At 73.4% G+C, this 17,755-nt stretch carries 16 protein-coding genes and 1 pseudogene; 10 read left to right on the top strand and 7 right to left on the bottom strand.

Annotated features, from left to right (window positions below):
• Positions 1-53: 53 nt before the first annotated feature.
• A complete protein-coding gene (locus IO36_RS31255) occupies positions 54-947 on the top strand; it encodes a hypothetical protein (protein ID WP_037624702.1) in 894 nt (297 codons plus the stop codon).
• A 206-nt stretch (positions 948-1,153) separates the two neighbouring features.
• On the top strand, positions 1,154-1,900 hold the full coding sequence (locus tag IO36_RS31250) for an ankyrin repeat domain-containing protein (protein ID WP_037624700.1): 747 nt from the start codon (positions 1,154-1,156) through the stop codon (positions 1,898-1,900).
• A gap of 31 nt (positions 1,901-1,931) precedes the next feature.
• Here IO36_RS31250 and IO36_RS31245 read toward each other — a convergent pair whose 3' ends face one another.
• Complete coding sequence (locus IO36_RS31245) at positions 1,932-2,846, bottom strand: SDR family oxidoreductase (protein WP_037624698.1); 915 nt, start codon at positions 2,844-2,846, stop codon at positions 1,932-1,934.
• Entirely contained in the window at positions 2,843-3,706 is an 864-nt protein-coding gene (locus IO36_RS31240; RefSeq protein ID WP_037624696.1) for an SDR family oxidoreductase, read from the bottom strand. Before IO36_RS31240 ends, IO36_RS31245 begins: the two co-directional genes overlap by 4 nt.
• Positions 3,707-4,022: 316 nt before the next feature.
• On the opposite strand from IO36_RS31240, the gene IO36_RS31235 reads away from it, so the two are divergent.
• From IO36_RS31235 to IO36_RS31220, 4 genes and pseudogenes are all read left to right on the top strand, one after another.
• Positions 4,023-4,772, top strand: a complete 750-nt coding sequence (locus IO36_RS31235; protein WP_037624694.1) for an enoyl-CoA hydratase family protein — start codon at positions 4,023-4,025, stop codon at positions 4,770-4,772.
• Positions 4,769-5,635: a CoA transferase subunit A gene (locus IO36_RS31230; protein WP_037624692.1), complete on the top strand. Its 867-nt coding sequence runs from the start codon at positions 4,769-4,771 to the stop codon at positions 5,633-5,635. Before IO36_RS31235 ends, IO36_RS31230 begins: the two co-directional genes overlap by 4 nt.
• A 35-nt stretch (positions 5,636-5,670) precedes the next feature.
• Positions 5,671-6,417 (top strand): annotated as a pseudogene (locus tag IO36_RS31225) (CoA-transferase subunit beta); the annotation flags it as partial.
• A 161-nt stretch (positions 6,418-6,578) separates the two neighbouring features.
• Positions 6,579-7,676 (top strand): NAD(P)H-dependent flavin oxidoreductase, encoded by a 1,098-nt coding sequence (locus IO36_RS31220; RefSeq protein WP_051901093.1) that lies wholly within the window; start codon positions 6,579-6,581, stop codon positions 7,674-7,676.
• Positions 7,677-7,881: 205 nt separating this feature from the next.
• On the opposite strand, the gene IO36_RS31215 is transcribed toward IO36_RS31220, so the two are convergent.
• Genes IO36_RS31215 through IO36_RS31205 form a run of 3 tightly spaced genes read right to left on the bottom strand, consistent with a single transcriptional unit; the run spans position 7,882 to position 10,494 of the window.
• Positions 7,882-9,039 carry an acetyl-CoA C-acetyltransferase gene (locus IO36_RS31215; RefSeq protein ID WP_037624690.1) on the bottom strand — a complete coding sequence of 386 codons (1,158 nt, stop codon included), beginning with the start codon at positions 9,037-9,039 and terminating at the stop codon, positions 7,882-7,884.
• Between the two features lie 30 nt (positions 9,040-9,069).
• Positions 9,070-9,687, bottom strand: coding sequence for a TetR/AcrR family transcriptional regulator (locus tag IO36_RS31210; RefSeq protein ID WP_037624688.1), 618 nt, complete (start codon positions 9,685-9,687; stop codon positions 9,070-9,072).
• Between the two features lie 15 nt (positions 9,688-9,702).
• Positions 9,703-10,494, bottom strand: coding sequence for an SDR family oxidoreductase (locus IO36_RS31205; RefSeq protein WP_037624686.1), 792 nt, complete (start codon positions 10,492-10,494; stop codon positions 9,703-9,705).
• 57 nt (positions 10,495-10,551) lie between these two features.
• Between IO36_RS31205 and IO36_RS31200 the strand changes: the two genes are divergently transcribed.
• A complete protein-coding gene (locus IO36_RS31200) occupies positions 10,552-11,697 on the top strand; it encodes an acyl-CoA dehydrogenase family protein (protein ID WP_037624684.1) in 1,146 nt (381 codons plus the stop codon).
• Positions 11,697-12,752, top strand: a complete 1,056-nt coding sequence (locus tag IO36_RS31195) for an acyl-CoA dehydrogenase family protein (RefSeq protein ID WP_037624683.1) — start codon at positions 11,697-11,699, stop codon at positions 12,750-12,752. The genes IO36_RS31200 and IO36_RS31195 overlap by 1 nt, the downstream gene beginning before the upstream one ends.
• Here the strand turns inward: IO36_RS31195 and IO36_RS31190 are convergent.
• Positions 12,724-14,445, bottom strand: coding sequence for a cytochrome bc1 complex cytochrome b subunit (locus tag IO36_RS31190; RefSeq protein ID WP_078943561.1), 1,722 nt, complete (start codon positions 14,443-14,445; stop codon positions 12,724-12,726). The genes IO36_RS31195 and IO36_RS31190 overlap by 29 nt on opposite strands.
• Before the next feature lie 138 nt (positions 14,446-14,583).
• Positions 14,584-15,303, bottom strand: a complete 720-nt coding sequence (locus IO36_RS31185; RefSeq protein ID WP_037624681.1) for a vWA domain-containing protein — start codon at positions 15,301-15,303, stop codon at positions 14,584-14,586.
• 208 nt (positions 15,304-15,511) lie between these two features.
• Here IO36_RS31185 and IO36_RS31180 point away from each other — a divergent pair, with 208 nt between their 5' ends.
• Positions 15,512-16,432 carry a rhomboid family intramembrane serine protease gene (locus IO36_RS31180; protein WP_037624680.1) on the top strand — a complete coding sequence of 307 codons (921 nt, stop codon included), beginning with the start codon at positions 15,512-15,514 and terminating at the stop codon, positions 16,430-16,432.
• Between the two features lie 277 nt (positions 16,433-16,709).
• The gene (locus IO36_RS31175) at positions 16,710-17,660 is read left to right on the top strand and encodes a chitosanase (RefSeq protein WP_037624834.1); all 951 of its coding nucleotides are present in this window, start codon (positions 16,710-16,712) and stop codon (positions 17,658-17,660) included.
• The last annotated feature ends 95 nt before the right edge of the window (positions 17,661-17,755 follow it).

Below are 17,755 nucleotides of genomic sequence, written 5' to 3'. Positions count from 1 at the left end.
GGGTCCCCGCTTACAGTGGAGAGGGGGTTCCGGCGTCTTCAGGGGGTGCGGGCGTGGCGAACGGCGGTCCCGTCGAGCACGGATACCCGCATCTGGACACGGTGCGGGCGTCGATCACCGCGCTGTACAGACGGCTCTCCTACGACACCGTCCACACCTTCGCGACCAGCGTGGCGCCCGCCGACGTGGCCTTCGCGGACGTCGACGACCTGCATCTGGGCGCCCAGCGCGTGGCCCGGGAGATGGTGCGGCACTATCACCTGCCGGACGCCCGGATGATCGTCGGTTTCCGCGAGATGACCCATGCGGCGCACGTCGAACTCGCCGCCGGACCCGAGTACTTCATCGAGCTCAACGACCGGTTCCGCACCCACCGCAGGGACATCGGCGCCGCCCTCGCGCACGAGGTGATGCACGTCGTGCTGCACCGCCTGGACCTCTCGTTCCCCGGCATCCGCGACACCGAGATCCTCACCGACACGGCCGCCGCCTACCTCGGCGCGGGCTGGCTCCTGCTCGACGCCTACCGCGAGGACGGCGCGACCTCGCAGAAGCTCGGCTATCTGACCCCCGAGGAGTTCGGGTACGTCCTCGCCAAGCGCGCCCTGGTCTTCGGCGAGGACCCGTCGGTGTGGTTCACCAGCCCGCAGGCGTACACCGCGTACACCAAGGGCATGGAGCTGGCCCGGCACGACGCGCGGCAGCCGCCGCTGACCGCGGCGGGCTGGGCGGGCCGCCGCCGCTACGCCCGCGACCGCCGCCACGCCCAGGACCACCGCGCCCCCGACGACCCCGGCGTCCCGTACTCGTTCGCGCCCGACGACCGCGGGCCGCTGCGCGTCGCCTTCCCCTGCCCGACCTGCCACCAGCGCATCAGGGTGCCGGTCCGGGGCCGGGTACGGGCGCGCTGCGGGCTGTGCCGGACGGTGCTGGAGTGCGACACCTAGCTCGTGTCCGCCTCGGGGAGTGCGACGCGCTCCGGCGGCACGCGGGCCGAGTACGGACGGCACGCGGGCCGAGTACGGACGGCGTGCGGGTACGGAACGGGCGGCGCTCGGGTCCGGAGCAGGCCGGGCGCAGGCCCCGGGTTGGGTGAGGCAGAACACCCCGAAAGCCTTTGCCTCGCGCGCCGGTGGCGAGCGAGGGTCGAAGGATGAGCACGAACGACCCGACCGCGCTTCTCTTCCCCGCCGTGTACGAGGGTGACGAGGACACGGTCGTACGGCTGCTGCGCGCCGGGGTGAGCCCCGAGGCGGTCGACGAGGACGGCCAGAGCGCCCTGTACCTGGCGGCGGTCAGCGACCGGCCCGGCGTCGTACGGCTGCTGCTGGTCGCCGGCGCCGAGCCCGACCGGCTCAGCCTGGGCACGGACGCTCCCCTGTGCGGCGCCGCCTGCGGCGGTCACACGGAGGTGGTCCGGGCCCTGCTCGCCGCGGGGGCGCACCCGGACACCGTGGAGGCGTTCGGGTTCACCGCGCTGGCCTGGGCGCTGCGCCGGGGTCACACCACCGTGGCGGAGGCGCTGCTCGGAGCGGGCGCGGACCCCGGCCGGCCCGGACCGGCGGGCGAACCCCCGCTGGTGGCGGCCGCGCACCGGGGATCGCCCGGCTGCGTACGGGCGCTGCTGGCGCACGGGGCGGGTGCGCGGGGCGAGGCGCTGGCGGAGGCGCGCCGGCTGCTCGGTGTCGGCGTCGAGGCCGAGCTGCGGGAGACGCTGGCCCGCACGCACGGTCCCGGGCACGCCTCGGTCACCCACCGGCACTCCTCGCCCGAGGGCGTGGTCGTCGAGGTCCAGCTCCTGGACGCGCAGGGCAGTCCGTTCGCCGGCGACGACCTGGAGACCGGCCACGCGGAGATCGTCGCCCTGCTGAAGGCGAGCACGACCCGCCACGGCCTCTGAGCCGCCGAGGAGCGCGAAGCGGGCGGATCCGCTACAGCGCCCCGTACACCGCGCCCGGCGCCTCGGCCCGGGACAGCAGTGCGCGGGCCGTCTCGCCGGCCTCCGCCGGGGTCCACCGGGCGCCCTTGTCCACGCTCGGACCCGGCCGCCAGCCCTCCATCACCGTGATCCGGCCGCCCTCGGTCTCGAAGACGCGGCCGGTGACCCCGGCGCTGGCGGCCGAGCCGAGCCAGACCACCAGCGGCGAGACGTTGCCGGGGTCCATGGCGTCGAATCCGCTGCCGGGGGCCGCCATGGCGTCGGCGAAGGCGCGTTCGGTCATCCGGGTGCGGGCGGCCGGGGCGATGGCGTTGACCTGGACGCCGTAGCGTTCCATCTCGGCCGCCGCGACCAGGGTGAGGCCGACGATGCCGGCCTTGGCGGCGCTGTAGTTGCCCTGCCCGACGGATCCGAGCAGGCCCGCCCCGCTGCTGGTGTTGACGACCCGGGCGTCGGGCGCGCGCCCGGCCCTGGCCTCCGCGCGCCAGTGCGCCGCCGCGTGCCGCAGCGGCAGGAAGTGCCCCTTGAGATGGACCCGCATCACGGCGTCCCAGTCGTCCTCGTCGAGGTTGACCAGCATGCGGTCGCGCAGGAACCCGGCGTTGTTGACGAGGGTGTCGAGCCGCCCGTACGTCTCCAGGGCGGTGCGGACGAGAGAGGCGGCGCCCTCCGTCGTCGCGATGTCCCCGCCGTGGGCCACCGCCTCGCCGCCCGCCGCGCGGATCTCCTCGGCCACCCGCGCTGCCGGGCTGTCCTCGGCGGGGGTGCCGTCGAGGCCGACCCCGAGGTCGTTGACGACGAGCCGGGCGCCCTCGGCGGCGTACGCCAGCGCGTGGGCCCGGCCGAGCCCGCGGCCCGCGCCGGTGACGATCACGACTCGCCCGTGGCACAGCGGTGGTGCGCTCATCGGGATGCTCCCTGGTGGTCCTGGTCGGCTGATGGCTGGGCCTTTGGCGGCTGGTCCTGGTCGGCTGACGGCTGGGCCCTTGACGGCTGGTCCTGGTCGGCTGACGGCTGGGCCCTTGACGGCTGGTCCTTGTTGGCGGTGGCGGCGTCGAGGAAGGCGGGGCGTTCCCCGCCTCCGTGGACGAGGAGGGAGGCGCCGCTGATGTAGGCGGCGGCGTCGGAGGCGAGGAAGACGGCGGCCGCGCCGACGTCACCGGGCCGGGCGAGACGGCCGAGCGGGACGGTGCGGGCGACGGCGGCGAGGCCGTCCTCGCCGCCGTAGTGCAGATGGGCCAGTTCGGTGCGGACCATGCCGACGACCAGGGTGTTGACCCGGATCTCCGGCGCCCATTCGACGGCCATCGACCGGGCCAGGTTCTCCAGTCCGGCCTTGGCGGCGCCGTAGGCGGCGGAACCGGGCGAGGGGCGTGAGCCGCTGACGCTGCCGATCATCACGATCGAGCCCCGGGACCTCCTGAGGTGGGCGCGGGCCGCGAGCGAGGCGGTGAGCGGGGCGGTGAGGTTGAGTTCGATCACCCGGGCGTGCCGCTCGGCGTCCGCCTCGGCGAGGGGCCGGTACGGGGCGCCGCCCGCGTTGTTGACCAGGACGTCGAGCCTGGGCAGGGCGTCGAAGAAGGCCCGTACCGCGGCCGGGTCGCGCAGGTCGAGGGGGACGAACTCGGCCTTGCCCAGAGGGATTTCGGGCGGCCGTCGGGCGCAGACCACGACCTGGGCACCGGCCTGCTCGAAGGCGCGCGTGATGCCCGCCCCGACCCCTCGGGTGCCACCGGTGACGACGACGGTGCGACCGGCGAGGTCCACGGCGGGTCCGGGCGGGTCCGGGGGTCGGGGCGGGTCCGGGGGTTCGGGCCCGGTCGGGGGACCTGGCCGGTCGGAGGGGCCGGGCCGACCGGAAGGGCTGGGCCGACCGGCGGAGCGAGGTGGCCGCTCGGTGGGCCCCCCGGGCGGGCGGTCGGCGGATTCGGGCGGCCGGTCGGCGGACCGGGGTGGCCGGTCGGAGGGGCCGGGTCGGTTCGTGGTGTCCGGGTTGTCCACAGGGCCTCCCGCGGGGCCGCGATCGCTGCTAGCTTCGCATCACACCTAACAAACGTTTGGTGGAAAGGTAGCTGATGTGCCCATGGGTGTCTCCACCTCGTCCCCGGAAAAGGGGATTTCCGTCGTCACGGTCGACTTCCCGCCGGTGAACGCGCTGCCGGTGCGGGGCTGGTTCGAGCTCGCCGACGCCGTGCGCGCGGCGGGCGAGGACCCGGGCGTCCGGTGTGTCGTCCTGAGAGCGGAGGGACGCGGGTTCAACGCGGGCGTCGACATCAAGGAGCTCCAGCGCGACACCGGTCATGGCGCGCTGATCGGCGCGAACCGGGGCTGCGCCGAGGCGTTCGCCGCGGTGTACGAGTGCGAGGTGCCCGTCGTGGCGGCGGTGCACGGGTTCTGTCTGGGCGGCGGCATCGGGCTCGTGGGGAACGCGGACGCGATCGTGGCGAGCGAGGACGCCGTGTTCGGCCTGCCCGAGCTGGACCGGGGCGCGCTCGGCGCGGCCACGCATCTGGCCCGCCTGGTCCCCCCGCATCTGTTGCGCGTCCTGTACTACACCTCGCGCACGGCGACGGCGGCCGAGCTGCGCGACCACGGCTCGGTGTGGCGGGTCGTGCCCGGCGGGGAGCTGCGGGCGGCGGCGCTGGAGCTGGCGCGCGAGATCGCGGCGAAGGACGGGCGGCTGATCCGGCTCGCCAAGGCCGCCATCAACGGCATCGACCCCGTCGACGTGCGCCGCAGCTACCGCTTCGAACAGGGCTTCACGTTCGAGGCCGCTCTCGCCGGGGTGGCGTCCCGGGTCCGCGACACCTTCGGCAAGGAGGCCCCCCGGTGAGCGACAAGACCATGTCGGCGCAGGACGTCGTCGGCCGGCTGGAGAGCGGGATGACCGTCGGCATCGGCGGCTGGGGCGCGCGGCGCAAGCCGATGGCCCTGGTGAGAGCGCTGCTCCGCAGCGAGATCACCGATCTGACGGTCGTGTCGTACGGCGGCCCGGACGTCGGGCTGCTCGCGGCCGCCGGCCGGATCCGCACCCTGGTCACCGCGTTCGCGACGCTCGACTCCGTCCCACTCGAACCGCACTACCGCGCGGCCCGTGAGAGCGGTGCGTTCGAGCTGCGGGAGGTGGACGAGGCGATGTTCATGTGGGGGTTGCACGCGGCGGCGAACCGACTGCCGTTCCTGCCGGTGCGGGCGGGGCTCGGCTCGGACGTCATGCGGGTCAACCCTGACCTCAGGACGGTCACTTCGCCGTACCCGGACCCGGTGTCGGGGATACGGGAGGAGCTGGTGGCCATGCCCGCGCTGCGCCTGGACGCGGCGCTGGTGCACATGAACCGCGCGGACCGGGCGGGCAACGGCCAGTATCTGGGCCCCGACCCGTACTTCGACGACCTGTTCTGCGAGGCGGCGGACACGGCGTACGTCTCCTGCGAGCGGATCGTCGACACGGCGGAGCTGGCCAAGGAGGCGGCGCCGCAGACGTTGCTGCTCCAACGGTCGTCCGTGACCGGGGTGGTGGAGACGCCGAACGGCGCGCACTTCACCTCGTGCGCACCGGACTACGGACGGGACGAGGCGTTCTTGCGGCTGTACGCGAGCACGCCCTACGCCGAGTTCGCCGAGCGGTTCCTCGGCGGCGGCGAACAGGACTATCAGGACGCGGTGCGGACCTGGCGGAAGGAGCGGGAGCGGTGAACGAGGGCGCGGGGGCGGTGAAGGGAGCGGTGGCGATGAGCGGGGACGGCGTCGGGGCGGTCCGGGTGACCCGAGCCGAGTACTGCGTGATCGCGTGTGCCGAGGCATGGCGGGGTGACGGCGAGGTGCTGGCCAGTCCGATGGGGGCGATCCCGTCGGTCGGCGCCCGGCTGGCCCGGCTCACCTTCTCGCCGGATCTGCTGCTGACGGACGGCGAGGCGCTGCTCGTCGCCCCGGACGGCACACCTGAGGGCTGGCTGCCGTACCGCAGGCATCTGACGGCGGTGACCGGCGGGCGGCGGCACGTGATGATGGGGGCGAGCCAGATCGACCGGTTCGGCAACCAGAACATCGCGTGTGTCGGTGACTGGTCCCGGCCCCGGCGCCAGTTGCTGGGCGTGCGCGGGGCACCGGTCAACACCCTGAACAACCCGACCAGTTACTGGATCCCCCGGCACTCGCCGCGGGTGTTCGTGGAGCGGGTCGACATGGTGTGCGGGGTGGGATACGACCGCATCGCCGCCGCGGGTCCGGGCGCCGCCCGCTTCCACCGGCTGCCGCGGGTGGTGACCGATCTGGCCGTCCTCGACTTCGCGACGCCCGATCACTCGATGCGGCTGGTGTCCGTGCACCCGGGCGTGAGCGTCGAGCAGGTCGCGGAGGCGACGGGCTTCGCACTGACGGTCCCGGACGAAGTGCCGTTCACCCGCGACCCGACGCCGGAGGAGCTGGAGCTGATCCGCACAGTGATCGACCCAGGGGGTCTGCGCGAACGCGAGGTGCCCGATCCGCGGGACGGTCCGGGCGGCCGTACAGGCGTCAGTCCGGGCGGGGCCGGCGGCGCGAGCGCGACCGGGGCGGCTGACGCGCCTGGGGCGGCCGACGCGGACGGCGGTGCCCGGGGCGGAGGGATACCCGCCGGTCCCGGTGGAGGCGGGCGCTGATGGAGACCGCGCTGACCCGGCTGGTCGGGGTCCGGCATCCCCTCGTGCAGACCGGTATGGGCTGGGTGGCAGGGCCCCGTCTGGTCTCGGCGGCGGCGAACGCGGGCGCGCTCGGCATCCTGGCCTCGGCGACGATGACGACGGACCAGCTCCGGGACGCGGTGCGGGAGGTCAAGTCCCGTACGGACAAGCCCTTCGGGGTGAACCTGCGTGCCGATGCCGGGGACGCGGGCGACCGGGTGCGGATCATGATCGACGAGGGTGTTCGGGTCGCCTCCTTCGCGCTGGCCCCGTCCCGGGAGCTGATCGCCGGGCTGAAGGAGGCCGGGGTGGTCGTGGTGCCGTCCGTGGGTGCCCGGCGGCACGCCGAGAAGGTCGCCGCCTGGGGCGCGGACGCGGTGATCGTGCAGGGCGGGGAGGGTGGCGGTCACACCGGGGAGGTGGCGACGAGCGTGCTGCTGCCCCAGGTGGTGGACGCCGTGGACATCCCGGTGGTGGCGGCGGGCGGTTTCCACGACGGGCGGGGGCTGGTGGCGGCGCTGGCGTACGGGGCGGCGGGCATCGCGATGGGGACGCGTTTCCTGCTGACCTCCGACTCGACGGTCCCGGACGCGGTGAAGGCGAGGTATCTGGCGGCGACGGTGAAGGACGTCACCGTGACGACGGCCGTCGACGGGCTGCCCCACCGCATGCTGCGCACCGAGTTCGTCGAGGGCCTGGAGCGGGCGGGGCGCACCGGGGCGCTCGTCCGGGCGGTGCGGCGGGCCGCGGGGTTCCGGCGGATATCGGGGCTCTCCTGGTCCCGGATGGTCCGTGACGGTCTCGCGATGCGGCACGGCCGCGATCTGAGCTGGAGCCAGGTCCTGCTCGCCGCCAACACCCCGATGCTCCTGAAGGCGTCGATGGTGGACGGCCGGACGGACCTGGGGGTGATGGCGGCGGGTCAGGTGGCGGGCGTGATCGAGGACCTCCCGTCGTGCGCGGAACTGGTCGGGCGGGTGATGGCACAGGCCCACGAGGTCCTGGACACCCTGCCCCGACGGGACGGGGCGCGCCCGCCGTGGGCCGAGACCTGCGGCGGGGGCCCGGGCGACTGAGTCCCGGTGCGGCCGGGCGACTCGGTCCCGGTGCGGCCGGCCGACTGGGTGCCAGTGGGGCCGGGCAACTCGGTCCCGGTGCGGCCGGCCGACTGGGTGCCAGTGGAGCCGGGCGACTGGGTGCCGGGGCGGCCGGGCAGCTGAGTGCCGGGGCGGCCGGACGGCAGGTGTCCGTTCGGCCGCGCGGCTCGCCGGGGCCCGGTGCTCAGAGGCGTTCGATGATGGTGACGTTCGCCTGGCCTCCGCCCTCGCACATCGTCTGGAGGCCGAACCGTCCGCCGGTGCGCTCCAGTTCGTGCAGGAGGGTGGTCATCAGGCGGACGCCGGTGGCCCCCAGGGGGTGGCCGAGGGCGATGGCGCCGCCGTTGACGTTGACCTTCTCGGGGTCGGCGCCGGTCTCCTTGAGCCAGGCGAGGACGACCGGGGCGAACGCCTCGTTGATCTCGACGAGGTCGATGTCGGCGATGGACATGCCGGTCTTCCTGAGGGCGTGGGCGGTGGCGGGGATGGGGGCGGAGAGCATCCGGATGGGGTCCTCTCCGCGTACGGAGAGGTGGTGGACGCGGGCGCGGGGGGTCAGTCCGTGGTCGCGCAGGGCCCGTTCGGAGGCGAGGAGCATCGCGGCGGCGCCGTCGGAGACCTGGGAGGAGCAGGCGGCGGTGATGGTGCCGCCCTCGACGACGGGGGCGAGGGCGGCCATCTTCTCGGGGGTGGTGTCGCGGCGGGGGCCTTCGTCGGCGGTGACGTCGCCGTGGGGGACGGTCTCGCGGGCGAAGCGGCCCTCGTCTGCGGCACGGATCGCCCGTCGGTGGGAGCGGAGGGCGAACTCCTCCTGGTCGAGGCGGCTGATGCCCCAGGTGGCGGCGATGAGTTCGGCGCCGTGGAACTGGTTGACGGGGCGGTCGCCGTAGCGGGTGCGCCAGCCCGCGCTGCCGGCGAAGGGGCCTTCGGTGAGGCCGAGGGGGGCGGCGGCCTGACGGGAGGCGAAGGCGATGGGGATCTGGCTCATGTTCTGCACGCCGCCGGCGACGACGAGGTCCTGGGTGCCGGACATCACGCCCTGGGCGGCGAAGTGGACGGCCTGCTGGGAGGAGCCGCACTGCCGGTCGACGGTGACCCCGGGGACCTCCTCTGGCAGTCCGGCCGCCAGCCAGCTGGTGCGGGCTATGTCCCCGGCCTGCGGTCCGACGGTGTCCAGGCAGCCGAGGACGACGTCCTCGACGGCCGCCGGGTCGACGCCGGAGCGTTCGAGGAGGGCCTTGAGCACGTGCGCGCCGAGGTCGGCGGGGTGGACGGTGCTCAGTCCTCCCCCGCGTCGCCCGACGGGGGTGCGGACCGCTTCGACGATGTAGGCCTCGGCCATGACGGCTCCTTGGGGGTGTGGGTGTGCCGCTTACGTCTCCTCGCGCACGGAGATGCCGTCGAGCACCATCGACAGGTACTGGCGGGCGATCTCCTCGGGGCTGTGCCGGCCGCCGGGCCGGTACCAGGAGGCGGCGACCCAGACGGTGTCGCGGACGAAGCGGTAGGTCAGGCGGATGTCGAGGTCGGCGCGGAAGACCCCGGCGTCGACTCCGCGTTCCAACGTGCTGAGCCAGGCCTTCTCGAAGTTGCGCTGGGACTCGGTGAGGAAGGCGAAGCGCTGCTGTGCGGCGAGGTGCCGGGACTCCTTCTGGTAGATGGCGACGGCCGCGCGGTGCCGGTCGATCTCCCGGAAGGATTCGGTGACGAGGGCTTCGAGGGTCTCCCGGGGGCCGAGTCCGGCGTCGAGGACGGTGTCGTAGCCCTCCCAGAGCTCGTCGAGGAAGGTGCGCAGGATCTCCTCCAGCATCGATTCCTTGGAGTCGAAGTGGTAGTAGAGGCTGCCGGCGAGCATCCCGGCCTCGTCCGCGATGCGGCGGACGGTGGTGGCGTTGTAGCCCTGTTCGGCGAACACCTCGGCTGCGGTGCCGAGGAGTTCGCGGCGGCGCTCCGGGGTGGCGGTCACCTGGGGCTTCTTCTTGGTAGGCACCGGGTCATTGTCGTCCTACGCGTGCTGGCTGCTCACGGACACGACCTCGCCGGTGAGGTACGAGGAGTAGCCGGAGGCGAGGAAGACGATGACGTTGGCGACCTCCCAGGGTTCGGCGTGGCGGCCGAAGGCCTCGCGGGCGGTCAGTTCCTCCAGGAGTCCGGGGGTGGTGACCTTCGCCAGGTGGGGGTGCAGGGCGAGGCTGGGCGCGACGGCGTTGACCCGGACGCCGTAGGCGGCGGCCTCGACGGCGGCGCAGCGGGTGAGGGCCATGACGCCCGCTTTCGCGGCGGCGTAGTGGGCCTGTCCGGACTGGGCGCGCCAGCCGAGGACGGAGGCGTTGTTGACGACGACTCCGCCGTGGCCGCCGTCCCTGAGGCGTCGCAGGGCGGCCCGGGTGCAGCGGAAGGTGCCGTTCAGGGTGACGTCGAGGACGGTGGACCACTGGTCGTCGCTCATGTCGACGAGGGGTGCGATGCCGCCGAGGCCGGCGTTGTTGACGACGATGTCCAGCCGGCCGTGGAGGCGGGTGGCGGTGTCGAAGAGGGCCTGGACCTGGTCCTCGTCGGTGACGTCGCAGGGCTGTGCGGCGACCTGGCCGGGGCCGAATTCCTTGGTGAGGGTGTCGAGGGTCTCGCCCAGGCGGCGGGTGTGGGCGTCGCTGAGGACGACGCGGGCGCCCTCTTCGAGGAGCCGGCGGGCGGTGGCTCCGCCGATGCCGGCGCCGGCCGCGGCGGTGATGACGGCGCTGCGGCCCTTCAGCAGTCCGTGGCCGGGTACGTACGCCGGGCTCTCGACGTCGCTCATGCCTCCAAGCTAACCTACCAAACACTTGTTAGGGAAGGTTGCCGGAAGGTGCCGCCGATGGATCTCGACCTCTCCCCCGCCGACGAGGCGTTCCGCGCCGAGGCCCGTGCCTGGCTGGACGAGCACGTCCCGGCGGTCCCGCCGCCCTCGCTGGAGACCGCGGAGGGCTTCGCGGCGCATCGCGTCTGGGAGGCCGAACTGGCGGCGGACCGCTGGTCGGTGGTGTCGTGGCCGGCGGAGTACGGCGGCCGGGACGCGGACCTGGTGCGCTGGCTGGTGTTCGAGGAGGAGTACCACGCGGCGGGCGCGCCGGGGCGGGTCGGGCAGAACGGCGTGAGTCTGCTCGCGCCGACGCTGTTCGAGCACGGCACGGCGGAGCAGCGGGCGCGGGTGCTGCCGTCGATGGCCACCGGCGAGGTGGTGTGGGCGCAGGCCTGGTCCGAGCCGGAGGCGGGTTCGGACCTGGCCTCGCTGCGGTCGCGGGCGGTGCGGACGGACGGCGGCTGGCTGCTGCGCGGGCACAAGACGTGGTCGTCGCGGGCCGCGTTCGCCGACCGGGCCTTCGGCCTGTTCCGCAGCGAGCCGGGCCTGGAGAAACCCCATCGGGGCCTGACGTATCTGATGTTCGACCTGCGCGCGCCGGGGGTGACGGTCCGCCCGATCGGGCGTCTGGACGGCAGGCCGGCGTTCGCGGAGCTGTTCCTGGACGACGTGTTCGTGCCCGACGAGGACGTGATCGGGGAGCCGGGGCAGGGCTGGCGGGTGGCGATGTCGACGGCGGGCAACGAACGTGGGCTGACGCTGCGTTCGCCGGGCCGGTTCCTGGCGGCGGCGGACCGGCTGGCCGCGCTGTGGCGGGACCGGGGCGACCCGTCGGACACGGCTCTGCGCGAGCGGGTGGCCGACGCGGTGATCGGGGCGCGGGCCTACCAGCTGTTCACGTACGCCCACGCCTCCCGGCTGCTCGAAGGGGAGGGCATCGGCTCCGAGTCCAGTCTGAACAAGGTGTTCTGGTCGGAGCTGGACCTCGCGCTGCACGAGACGGCGCTCGATCTGCTGGGCGCCGGGGGCGAGTCGGCGGACGGCGCCTGGTGCGAGGGGTACGTCTTCGCGCTCGCGGGCCCGGTGTACGCGGGCACCAACGAGATCCAGCGCGACATCATCGCCGAGCGGCTGCTCGGCCTGCCGAAGGGCCGCCGCTGATGCGTTTCCTCCTCGACACCGAACAGCGTGCCTTCGCCGCCTCGCTGGACGCGATGCTGGGGTCCGCGGACACCCCGGCGGCGGTGCGGGCGTGGGCCGGCGGCGATCACGTGCCGGGGCGGGCCCTGTGGTCGCGGCTCGCCGAGGCGGGCGTGTTCGCGCTGGCGGTCCCGGAGGCGTACGAGGGGCTGGGCCCGCTGCCGGTGGACCTGGCGGTGGCGTTCGTGGAGCTGGGGCGGCACGCGGTTCCCGGCCCGGTGGTGGAGACGGTCGCCGCGGCGGCCCTGCTGGGCGGGCTGAGCGCGCTGGGTGAACCGGGCCCGGCCGAACGGCTCCTGCCGGACCTGGCCTCGGGCAAGAGCCCGGCCACCCTGCTCCTGCCCGACCCGGCGGAGTCATCGCCCCGAAGCGGCACTGCGGACCCCGCTGCCCTGTCCGGCGGTCACGCGCTGGACGCGGACGCCGCCGCGGTCTCGCTCGTGGTGGACGGTGACGGGCTGTGGCTCGCGGCCGGGCACGGGCCGGTGCGGGCGTCCCTGGACCCGGCCCGACGGCTCGCCCGTCCGGACAGCGGCGGTGAACTCCTGGCCGCCGGACCGGGGGTCGCCCGCGCCGCGCTCCGGGCGCTGGCCTGGGCCCGGCTGGCCACCGCCGCCCAGGCGCTCGGGGTGGGGCTCGCGCTGCTCGGCCGGACCGTCGAGTACGCGGGGCGGCGGACCCAGTTCGGTGTTCCGGTCGCCTCGTTCCAGGCGGTCAAGCACCGGCTCGCGGACGCGCTGATCGCCCTGGAGTTCGCGCGGCCGCTGCTGTTCGGGGCCGCGCTGTCGATGGCGCCGGCCGATGTGGCGGCCGCGAAGGTCACCGCCTGCGAGGCCGCGTACGGCACGGCCAGGACCGCGTTGCAGCTGCACGGCGCGATCGGCTACACCGCCGAGTACGACCTGTCCCTGTGGTTCACCAAGGCCCGCGCCCTGCGGAGCGCCTGGGGCACCCCGGCCGTGTGCAGGGCCGAGGCGCTGGCCGGGCTCAGTGGTGGTGGTCGTCCCCGCTCGTGAGCGCGCGGTACTCCTCGGCCGTCGGCTTGGGGACCCTCGTGCCGGGCCCGTACAGGCCGCGCGCCAGCCGGGCGCGCAGCCGCCGGGCCGGTCCGGCGCGGCGGGCCACCCCGTTCGCGTCGACGAGCGGGCCCAGCTCGTAGGGCGGCGCCTGTTCGTGCTGGGTGAGGGTGAACCGCTGTTCCGGGGTGAGCGGTTGGTGGACCTCGATGTACTCGCCGTGCGGCAGCATCGTGATCGTGCCGGACTCGCGTCCGTGCAGCACCTTGTCACGGTCGGCGTACTGGAGCCCGAGACAGATCCGTTTGGTGAGGACGTAGGCGAGGACGGGTCCGGCGAAGACGGCGACGCGGACGAACCAGGTGATCGCGTTGATCGACAGATGGAAGTGGGTGGCCCACAGGTCGTTGCCGCCGCCGATCAGCAGGACCGCGTACAGGGTCAGCCAGGCGACGCCGAGCGCGGTGCGGGTGGGGGCGTTGCGCGGCCGGTCCAGGACGTGGTGCTCGCGCTTGTCGCCGGTGACCCAGGCTTCGATGAACGGGTAGACGGCGATGGCGGTCATGATCAGCGGGAAGAGCATGAAGGGGATGAAGACGCCCAGTTGGAGGGTGTGGCCGAAGGCGTTGACCTCCCATCCCGGCATCACGCGGATGAGCCCTTCGGAGAAGCCGAGGTACCAGTCGGGCTGCGCGCCGGTGGTGACCAGGTCGGGGCGGTAGGGCCCGAACGCCCACACGGGGTTGATGGTGGCGATCGCGCCCATGACCGCCAGGACTCCGAAGACGAGGAAGAAGAAGCCGCCGGCCTTGGCCATGTAGACGGGCAGGAACGGCATGCCGACGACCGACTTCTGGTCCTTCCCGGGCCCCGGGTACTGGGTGTGCTTGTGGTGGAAGACCAGGATCAGATGGGCGACGACCAGTCCGAGCATGATGCCCGGCAGCAGCAGGACGTGGATGGGGAAGAACCTGGAGATGATGTCGTGCCCGGGGAACTCCCCGCCGAAGAGGAAGAAAGAGAGGTACGTCCCCACGACGGGGATGGACAGGATCGCTCCGTCGGCGAAGCGGACGCCGGTGCCGGAGAGCAGGTCGTCGGGAAGCGAGTAGCCGGTCAGCCCGGTGATGAGGCCGAGCATCAGCAGGGTCCAGCCGAAGAGCCAGTTGACCTCGCGCGGCTTGCGGAACGCGCCGGTGAAGAACACCCGCATCATGTGGACGAGCATCCCGGCGAGGAAGACGACCGCCGCCCAGTGGTGGATCTGGCGGATCAGGAGTCCGCCGCGCACGTCGAAGCTGATGTCGAGCGTGGACTCGTACGCCCGGGTCATGAGGACGCCGTTCAGGGGCCCGTAGGAACCGTGGTAGACGACCTCGACACCGCTCGGCTCGAAGAACAGGGTGAGGTAGACACCGGTGATGATGAGGATCAGGAAGCTGTAGAGGCAGACCTCGCCCAGCATGAACGACCAGTGGTCCGGGAAGACCTTTCGCATGTTGGCCTTGGCCAGCGCGTAGACGCCGAGACGTCCGTCGGCCCAGTCGGCGAACCGCTCCCCCTTGCCGGTCTCCGGCCCGCGCCGGGCCCGTAGGGTCCCCTCCGGCCCGGGGGTCCCCGAAGTCCCGCTCGAAGGTGCCCCGTTCACCGAAGTCCGTGCGGCCCTGCCGGAGTCGATCTCTCGTGCGTCCATTCGCCGCTCCCCTCGGCCCACCAGGGTGGCACGTCGACCGGTCGAAGCCAACGGGGCGTCATCGGCGAGGTGTTGGGAAGGAAGAGGCCGGTGCGGTCGGACCGCAGTGCCCGCCCGCACCGGCCACGGCGCACACCCTCAGGTCACGATGCCCCGGGCCCGTGCCGCTGCCAGCCACTGCGGGAACTCCGCGACCAGCCGGTCGTACAGTTCCCCGTCGCTCACCGCGCGCGGGTCCGAACCGGCTTGGAAGAAGCCCGCGTTGTCGACGACCCGCTTCTGCGGCACGGCCAGTTCGTCGAGCTTGCGCAGGAAGTCGAACTGCTTGCTGCCCCGGTCGCCGAAACCCACGAACTGCCAGAACATCGGCAGCCGGGCGGCCTTGCACAGATACCGTTCGGCGGCGAGCTTGTTGATCGGCCCCCCGTCGGTCTGGAAGACGACCAGCGCGGGAGCGCTGGAGCCGCTGTCGAGGTAGTGGTCGATGACGGCGTCCATGGCGAGGTGGTAGCTCGTCCTGCCCATGTGCCCCAGCCCGGCCGCGATCCGCTCGATCCGCCCGCGGTGGTTCTCGAGCGCGATGTCGGTGACGGCGTCGACGTCCGTGGAGAAGAAGACGACCGGCACGGTGCCGTCGTCGTCGAGGTGGGCGGACAGGCCCAGCACCCGGTCGGCGAGGGCCTGCACACTGCCGTCGTCGTAGAACGGCTTCATCGACCCGGAGTAGTCCACGACCAGGTACACGGCGGCCCGTTGGCCGCTCAGTCCGTGCTTGACGAGGCTGATCCCGGCGCTCTTGTAGGGGCCCACCAGCGCCGGCGCGGCCTCCTCGATCTTGGTGAGGCTTATTCCGGCCATGCGGGCTCCCGTCGTGCGCGGACTGCGGAACGCCGAGATTACGTCACCTGGCGACCGGGACCGGAGGGCGGGCGCCGGGGTCCGCGGACGGCGGCCACGGATCGTGGCCCTGCCGTTCCCCGTTGTCAGAGACGTTGGATAGTTTGATCACCGCCGTCCCCACCGGCTCGTTTCTTCCCCTTTCCCCGCGCGTTCCTAGGAGCCGGCCGTGGAGTCCGAGTCCACCGTCACCACTTGCTACCGCCACCCCAAGGTGGAGTCGCATGTGCGCTGCACCCGTTGCGACCGCTACATATGTCCGGGCTGCATGCGCGAGGCGGCCGTCGGCCACCAGTGCGTGGAGTGCGTGAAGGAGGGAGCGCGGTCGATCCGGCAGGCGCGTACGGCCTTCGGCGGCCGGATCTCGACGGTGCCGGCGGTGACGTACGTCCTCATCGGTCTGAACGTGCTGGCCTATCTGGGCGAACTGGTGCGTTCCTCGGTCGAGGACCGCTTCTCGATGCTCGGCGCGGGCCTGGTGGACGCCGACGGCAACCACTACCTGTGGGACCACGTGCACTCCTCCTTCTACCACCCTGAGGGCGTGGTCGCCGGGGAGTGGTACCGGCTGCTGACCGGCGCGTTCCTGCATCTGTCGCCGACCGAGGGCACGTTCGGGATCGCCCACATCGTGATGAACATGTTCGCGCTGTGGAACATCGGCCGGACTGTCGAGGCCCAGCTCGGCCGGGTCCGCTATCTCGCGCTGTACCTGCTGTCGGCGCTCGGCGGCTCGGTGCTCGTGCTGCTGATCGCGCCGGGCGACCAGACGGTCGGCGCCTCGGGCGCGATCTTCGGCATCGGCGCCGCCTACTACGTGATGGCGCGCAGGCTCGGCGCGGACATGAGCGGCGTCAACCGGTACATGGCGGGCCTGCTGATCTGGCTGCTGGTCTCGGCGGGGGTCACGTCCTGGCAGGGCCATCTCGGCGGACTGCTCGCGGGCGGCGTGGTGACGGCGGCCTACGCGTACGCGCCCCGCGGCCCCCGGCGGGCAGTGATCCAGGCGGCCGTCTGCGTGGGGCTGCTCGCGCTGCTGGTGGCCCTCACGGTGCTGAAGGTGTCCGCGCTGAAGACGGGCGCGGTGTGACGGGCGCCGTGTGACGGGCGGGATGTGACGGACCGCTCGGGGCCACACGGCCGCGGTTGCCACAGGCCGCGAGTGGGTCCACGGTCCGGCGGTGTGACGGGCCGCCCCGGGCGACACGGTCCGGCGCGTGACGGACGGGCCGGGGCGACACGGAGCAAAGGTGTGACGGACCGGCCGGGGCGACACGGAGCGAGGGTGTGACGGCCGGACCTGGGGTTGTGGGTCCGGTGTGCCCGGCCTCCCCGCCCGCGGGCCCGCGCGGCCTACCCTGTCCGTCATGAAACGTACGGGTTTCCTGTTGTTCGCCCTCGCTCCCGTGCTGATCACGGCGGCGGTCTACGGCGCCACGTCCGAGCACGCCGCGGCCGACGCCAAGGGCGGCCGGCCGCCGGCGTCGCAGTCCCGGGCGGCGGACAGCCGGGCAGCGGTGGAGCGGGCGGACGGCCGGGCAGCGGTGGAGCGGGCGGACGGCCGGGCAGCGGTGGAGCGGGCGGCCGACGACGCGGCCGTCGCCGCCAGGCCGGCCGGACTCGCCGCCCCGGCGAAGAAGGAGCTCGCCCAGCAGATCGTGGCGAGTGCCGAGAACTCCACGCTGAACTGGCGCACGGCGTACGGCTACATCGAGGACATCGGTGACGGCCAGGGCTACACGGCGGGCGTCGTCGGTTTCTGCACCGGCACGCACGACCTGCTCACCCTGGTCGAGCGCTACACGAGGGCGCACCCGGACAACGGGCTCGCCCGCTACCTCCCGGCCCTGCGCGCGGTCGACGGCACGGACTCCCACGCGGGGCTCGGCCCGGACTTCGTCGCGGCCTGGCGCCACGAGGCCCGCGTGGCCGCGTTCCGCGAGGCCCAGGACTCCGAGCGCGACCGGGTCTACTTCGACCCGGCGGTCCGGCTCGCCAAGCTGGACGGGCTCGGCACGCTCGGCCAGTTCATCTACTACGACGCCCTGGTGATGCACGGTCCCGGCACCGGTGACGGCTTCCAGGGGCTGCGCGAGCGCGCGCTGCGCGAGGCGGCCCCGCCGTCCGAGGGCGGCGACGAGAGGACGTACCTCCGAACGTTCCTGGACGTCCGGCGCGCGGCCATGAAGGCGAAGGACCCGGACCGGGACACCACCCGCATCGACACGGCCCAGCGCCGTTTCCTGGACGAGGGGAACCTCGGCCTGGACACCCCGCTGCGGTGGCAGGTGTACGGCGAGACGTACCACGTGCCCTAGGGCGTGTTGCGAAAGTCCCGTCGTTCGCCCGAAGGGCGGGCCGCGCGGCGTCATGGGGGTGCCCCCTGCTCGAGCGGAGCCGAGAGCTCGGGGGA

Origin of the sequence: Streptomyces aureus (genome assembly GCF_000725495.1) — a bacterium.
Taxonomy (GTDB): Bacteria; Actinomycetota; Actinomycetes; order Streptomycetales; family Streptomycetaceae; genus Streptomyces; species Streptomyces aureus_B.
Note: the sequence above shows the minus strand (reverse complement) of the source record. Positions and strands in the feature narration are given on the sequence as shown.

Excerpts from the sequence above, each read along its gene's own strand:
- IO36_RS31250 (WP_037624700.1), top strand. The coding sequence starts at position 1,154 with ATGAGCACGAACGACCCGACCGCGCTTCTCTTCCCCGCCGTGTACGAG.
- IO36_RS31175 (WP_037624834.1), top strand. The coding sequence starts at position 16,710 with ATGAAACGTACGGGTTTCCTGTTGTTCGCCCTCGCTCCCGTGCTGATC.
- IO36_RS31235 (WP_037624694.1), top strand. The coding sequence starts at position 4,023 with ATGGGTGTCTCCACCTCGTCCCCGGAAAAGGGGATTTCCGTCGTCACG.
- IO36_RS31220 (WP_051901093.1), top strand. The coding sequence starts at position 6,579 with ATGGAGACCGCGCTGACCCGGCTGGTCGGGGTCCGGCATCCCCTCGTG.
- IO36_RS31195 (WP_037624683.1), top strand. The coding sequence starts at position 11,697 with ATGCGTTTCCTCCTCGACACCGAACAGCGTGCCTTCGCCGCCTCGCTG.
- IO36_RS31185 (WP_037624681.1), bottom strand. The coding sequence starts at position 15,303 with ATGGCCGGAATAAGCCTCACCAAGATCGAGGAGGCCGCGCCGGCGCTG.
- IO36_RS31190 (WP_078943561.1), bottom strand. The coding sequence starts at position 14,445 with ATGGACGCACGAGAGATCGACTCCGGCAGGGCCGCACGGACTTCGGTG.
- IO36_RS31205 (WP_037624686.1), bottom strand. The coding sequence starts at position 10,494 with ATGAGCGACGTCGAGAGCCCGGCGTACGTACCCGGCCACGGACTGCTG.
- IO36_RS31200 (WP_037624684.1), top strand. The coding sequence starts at position 10,552 with ATGGATCTCGACCTCTCCCCCGCCGACGAGGCGTTCCGCGCCGAGGCC.
- IO36_RS31245 (WP_037624698.1), bottom strand. The coding sequence starts at position 2,846 with ATGAGCGCACCACCGCTGTGCCACGGGCGAGTCGTGATCGTCACCGGC.
- IO36_RS31215 (WP_037624690.1), bottom strand. The coding sequence starts at position 9,039 with ATGGCCGAGGCCTACATCGTCGAAGCGGTCCGCACCCCCGTCGGGCGA.